General features: G+C 43.9%; 5 protein-coding genes. All 5 read right to left on the reverse strand.

The genetic code is table 11. The features are described 5' to 3' along the window. Nucleotides 1–59 precede the first annotated feature (59 nt). The 5 genes from BCT81_RS26410 to BCT81_RS26430 all read right to left on the reverse strand — a co-directional run bounded on the left by BCT81_RS26410 (nt 60) and on the right by BCT81_RS26430 (nt 4,961). Nucleotides 60–1,013, reverse strand: a complete 954-nt coding sequence (locus BCT81_RS26410; protein ID WP_102426380.1) for a DUF2860 domain-containing protein — start codon at nt 1,011–1,013, stop codon at nt 60–62. A gap of 231 nt (nt 1,014–1,244) precedes the next feature. After that, entirely contained in the window at nt 1,245–1,844 is a 600-nt protein-coding gene (locus tag BCT81_RS26415) for a thiol:disulfide interchange protein DsbA/DsbL (protein ID WP_061033963.1), read from the reverse strand. A 55-nt stretch (nt 1,845–1,899) separates the two neighbouring features. After that, nucleotides 1,900–2,886 (reverse strand): serine/threonine protein kinase, encoded by a 987-nt coding sequence (locus tag BCT81_RS26420; protein ID WP_102426381.1) that lies wholly within the window; start codon nt 2,884–2,886, stop codon nt 1,900–1,902. 71 nt (nt 2,887–2,957) lie between these two features. Beyond that, nucleotides 2,958–4,376, reverse strand: coding sequence for a cytochrome c oxidase accessory protein CcoG (ccoG, locus tag BCT81_RS26425; protein WP_102426382.1), 1,419 nt, complete (start codon nt 4,374–4,376; stop codon nt 2,958–2,960). A 321-nt stretch (nt 4,377–4,697) separates the two neighbouring features. After that, on the reverse strand, nt 4,698–4,961 hold the full coding sequence (locus BCT81_RS26430) for a YihD family protein (RefSeq protein WP_102426383.1): 264 nt from the start codon (nt 4,959–4,961) through the stop codon (nt 4,698–4,700). Between the last annotated feature and the right edge of the window lie 65 nt (nt 4,962–5,026).

The following is a 5,026-nucleotide window of genomic DNA, read 5'->3' on the forward strand; positions in this document are numbered from 1 at the left end:
TTACGGGGTCACTTCATATATGCAGGCTTTGATTGGATAGTCGTTGGTATTCACTGAGTTTAGAACTTGTAGTTCAAGCCAACTGAAACAATGTATTGAGACTCATCATAGAAGGTAATGTTCGAGTTGCTTGTGCCGTAACCAGCAAGGGAGACGAACGACCAGTTTTCCCAATCCATGAACTGATCATACTCATACGCGGCAAATAGGTTGATGTTGTCATCGCTGCGCTTCTTTTGGAAAGTTATGCTGCTTGCATCGTAAGAGCGTTGGTTGTAACCCGCTGTTAGTGCGTATTGATGACGTCCCATACCACCAAATAAGCTGACCTCACCACCGAATTGCTCGAACGATGCCGCATCGCCGTCTGCATCACTAGATTGATAAATTAAAGACGGTACTAGCATCATGGTGCGACTAATCGGTTGGCGGTACTGACCTTTCAGGTAGAAGGTATCGGCGTCGCGTTTTAGCGCGTCTTCAACTAAATCGCTTTTCACATCTTTGGTCGCATAAGCCATATCCAGTGAGAACGCAGAGCCAGCAATACTCTCTAGTTTTAGGCGGAACGCATTTCCGGTTTCATCGGTTTTATTGCGAGCTGAGCTCGTGTTGTATGGATCAGCCCAAGTTTCACCAGACATAATGGTTGGCAGTAGTGAAGCATCGATAACCATGCCTGATTCAAGTTGGTATTTGTAACCAACCTCAAGTACTACGGTACCCGTCGCAACATCATCACGAGCTGTACCTGTGTAAACCTGATGGTTCAGTTTTTCACCAAAGGTGTAAGCGATACTACCTAGCGGCGCGACAAGAAATGAGCTCTCAGACGAAGCTTTTTGATTGGTTGAGGAGATCTTACTGTCAGCGTCGGTATTAAAATTTGAGGTCGAAGAAGTGACACCGGTGTTGATAGAGATTTCACCACTGAAACCTGGCTCATCAGCAAGCTTGGCAAACGCGGGTGCAGCAGCAACGCTTAACGCTAATAACGTATATTTGATTTTCATTCAGAGGATCCTTGCCCCAGTGATTGGCAGTAATAAATAGCTATTAATAAAAGGTTATAGAAAACAACGAAATCTAAAGGTTCACTTTATCGCACACCTTATAAAGGTAAATTGGATAAATGGGAAACCAAACCTCATCCAAAGATAGTGTCTCTTGCAAGAAGTCATTAAAAAGCGTCAGGCACAAAAAAGGAAGCCGAAGCTCCCTTATTTTGTATTTTTGATTGTTTTTTACTTTTTCAGTAAGAAGTTAACCAATTCGAAGTACTCATCTAGGCTGCTGATACCTTGAGCTTCTACTAGGTAACGATTGTTAACAACAACTGCTGGTACACCAGAAAGGCCGCTGTCTTTGAATGCTTTATCGAAGCGGCGAACCATTGAATCTACCGCAAAGCCGTTGTAGGCCGCATCAAATTTCTTAGCATCAACACCTTCGTCTAGGAAGATTTGACGTAGTTCTGCTTCATCGCGTGGTGGCTTGTTCATGTTGTGAATGCGGTTAAACATCACTGGCACCATTTTGTCTTCCACTTTCAGTGCAATCATGGTCGCGTAAGCTTTGCTCATTGGCAGACCCATGTTGCCACCCATGAATGAAACATGGTTTTTCTGTAGTTTAGCGTCTTTCGGTAACTGCTGTTTTAGCTGCTGGATGATTGGCTCAAAGCTATTACAGTGTGGGCAGTAGAAAGAGAAGAATTCAGTTACTACAGGTTTCTTTGATGCTTCTAGATCAAGAACTTTGTAGTGCTCACCTTCGTTAAATTTCGCAGCGTGAGCGGTAAGGCTCAACATGATCAATGAGAAAAATGCGAATAGCTTTTTCATTTATTCAATCTCCATTATGTTTGAATTTTTATCTAGTTGTATGTTGCGATTGCGGTTACCACTGAGGCATTAACGAAAGTGGTGGCTCTTGCAGGGTAGCAATTTGCTCTTTACAAGCAAGTACTTGTTGCTCCCAATATTTCGGGTCATTGAACCATGGGAAGGCCAGAGGAAACGCCGGATCGTCCCATCGCTTAGCTAGCCATGCCATGTAATGCACCATACGTAGACCGCGTAGAGGCTCAATTAGTTTCAGTTGTGAGCTATTAAAATCACAAAACTCTTGGTAATTCTCTAGCAAAATATCGAGTTGCATCAGCTTATCTTGGCGCTCACCATTGAGCAGCATCCACAAGTCTTGTACTGCCGGACCGTTACGTGCGTCATCGAGATCGACGAACATTGGCCCATCGCGCCACAAGATATTACCTGGGTGGCAATCACCATGCAGGCGGATGTTCTCAATATTGCTTGGCCATTGATTCTCTAATTCTTTGATCAGTAGATCGATATCATTAAAGAAAGCGTTCTCTAAGTGCATTGGAATAAATTGAGAGTTTTCTAGGATCTTACGTGGTTGATGCAGGTATTCATCTAGGCTGATGGTTGGACGATGTTGAAAGGTTTTCGCTGCACTCGCCTTATGAATTCTGCCAAGGAAGCGGCCAACGCCTTCTAATTGATCTAGGTTATCTACTTCATACTGTCTGCCACCAACGCTCTCAAATAGCGCGAATAGATAGCCTTGGTATTCATGTAGGGTAGCGCCGTTAATCCGCATTGGTGGAGCAACGGGAATTTCTTGGTCGATGAGCTCCAGTGCGAAGTCATGTTCTTCTTGGATCTGTGCTTTGTTCCAGCGCTGAGGGCGATAAAACTTAACGACGTAGCGTTTACGGTCTTCATCGGTGAATTGATAGACCCGGTTTTCGTAGCTGTTAAGGGCAAGAAGCCCAGATTCAGCTCGCACCCCAATGCTCTCCAGTGCGTACCACATGAAGTCGGGGGTCAGGTTATCAAAATTAAAGGCTTGCATCGTCATATAATAAAAAAGGCTCATTACTGAGCCTTTTTCCATTTATTAGGTGTTATACCAATCGTGTGTGATTAGTATCAGAGCTTCTTGATAAAGCGGCTTTCTACTTCCATCGTAAACTCTTCATTATCCGAGAGTATAAACTGAATTGTCGAAACAGGAGAGCTCAGTTTCTCAGGATCAGCACCTAAACTGATAGGTAGGTTCAAAACCTCGCCCGGAGCAACCGTCACGGTTTGTTTACCGTACCAAATTGAACCTGGTAACCCGCTTACTTCGAGCTTGTACTCTTGTTCTTGTTGAGTCTTGTTGATCACCTTTAGGGTATAGGTGTTTTCAACCAACCCTTGAGTGTTGACTCTGAACAGTTGGTTTCTATCACGCAGAACGCTTAATCCTGCTGGGTCGACACTGGCGATTTGTACGAAGAACAAGCCAAGCATCAGAACAAGTATTGCACCATAGCCCAATAACTTAGGACGCATTACTTTAGTCGAGTGACCTTCAAGCCTATGCTCCGTGGTGTAGTTAATCAGACCTTTGTCATAGCCCATACGCTCCATAGTCTTGTCGCAGGCATCAATACACGCACCACAGTTAATACACTCGTATTGCAGGCCATCACGGATATCAATGCCCGTCGGACACACTTGCACACACAGGTTACAGTCAATACAGTCGCCAAGACCAAGCGCTTTTGGATCCGCCTTACGAGAACGAGGGCCACGGTTCTCACCACGCTTGTTATCGTAGCCTACGATAAAGGTGTCTTTATCAAACATCGCAGATTGGAAGCGAGCATAAGGACACATGTGCAGACACACAATCGAACGCATCCAACCAGCGTTGGCATAAGTACAGCCTGCAAAGAACAGCACCCAGAACACAGGCCAGAACGATGAATTAAAGGTAAAGAAGCCAACCACCAGCTCTTTGATTGGAATGAAGTAACCGACAAAGGTTAAACCGGTCGCAATCGCAATCGCCCACCACGCAATGTGTTTGAGGGTTTTTCTGACCATTAGATTGGTGGTCAGTTTGCCGGAATCTTGTTTTCTTCGCTTATTGGCAGCACCTTCCAGTTTCTCTTCGAACCAGATGTACATGAAGGTCCACACGGTTTGTGGGCACAGGTAGCCACACCATACGCGGCCCAAAAAGGTGGTGATAAAGAACAGGCCAAATGCGGCAATCATGAATAAGATTGCGAGTAGGGTCAGATCTTGCGGGTATAACGTGGTGCCAAAGAAGTTGAACTGTTGGCTACCAATATCGAGCAAGATTGCTTGTCGCTCACCAAATGGAATCCATGGGATCAGCGCAAAAAGTAAAAGTAAGAACCAACCACCGTAGCGGCGTAATTGTTGGAATTTACCTTTGCTTTCTCGAACATAGATTCGGTTACTTGGGTTAAATCGATCTCCATTACCTTTATGTGTCTTAGGATTAAAGGTTTTAGGAGTCACATCTTTGATATCGATTTTATCCTGACTCATGGACTATCCTTTTGGTGGCTATACCCTTCTTCGAGAGTATTGACGACATTGCTTTAAAAATATGATGTTAGAGGATCTAAGCTTAAGTTTGGTGCAAGGCTGAAAGAGCATTCACTCTTATATTTTAGAAGATCCTTATGGGTGGCGATTATAGCGACAATCTTGTTCTCATTTCTTTAACGCAATCAACCTTTAACAACAAAAGTCATAACAGTTGTGACGAAAAAATAGCGAACAGAAACAAAAAAGCGACCGAGTGGTCGCTTTTTTAAATTGAGCTATTTATCTATAACGCAATGGCGTTTTAACCCACAGAGGTGATTAAAGTAGGCCACGCGCTTTTAGGATTGCGGTTTTGAAATCGTCTTCTTGGTCTTTTTTAAGGCCAGGAATCATTTCATCTTTTTCGCTGTTGCGCATTTTTAGATGGTAGATAAGCACATCGTCAGTCAGGTCTTCAAGCTTGCCCTCGTAGCCTGCCTCTTTTGACAGCTTAATGATGAACTCTAATAAGTTAAGCTCCTGATCTTTCTGCCACTCTGGCTCCATAAGCTCAAGAAGTTCTTCTATGCGGTGACACTTCATACTTTATTCTCCACAAATTTTATAATGATTTGTGGCTAAGGTATCAAATCGGTTAAGGAATACCA

Origin of the sequence: Vibrio sp. 10N.261.52.A1 (genome assembly GCF_002876325.1) — a bacterium.
Taxonomy (GTDB): Bacteria; Pseudomonadota; Gammaproteobacteria; order Enterobacterales; family Vibrionaceae; genus Vibrio; species Vibrio chagasii.

Coding starts and splice junctions, on each gene's coding strand:
- BCT81_RS26410 (WP_102426380.1), bottom strand. CDS start 1,013: ATGAAAATCAAATATACGTTATTAGCGTTAAGCGTTGCTGCTGCACCC.
- BCT81_RS26415 (WP_061033963.1), bottom strand. CDS start 1,844: ATGAAAAAGCTATTCGCATTTTTCTCATTGATCATGTTGAGCCTTACC.
- BCT81_RS26420 (WP_102426381.1), bottom strand. CDS start 2,886: ATGACGATGCAAGCCTTTAATTTTGATAACCTGACCCCCGACTTCATG.
- ccoG (WP_102426382.1), bottom strand. CDS start 4,376: ATGAGTCAGGATAAAATCGATATCAAAGATGTGACTCCTAAAACCTTT.
- BCT81_RS26430 (WP_102426383.1), bottom strand. CDS start 4,961: ATGAAGTGTCACCGCATAGAAGAACTTCTTGAGCTTATGGAGCCAGAG.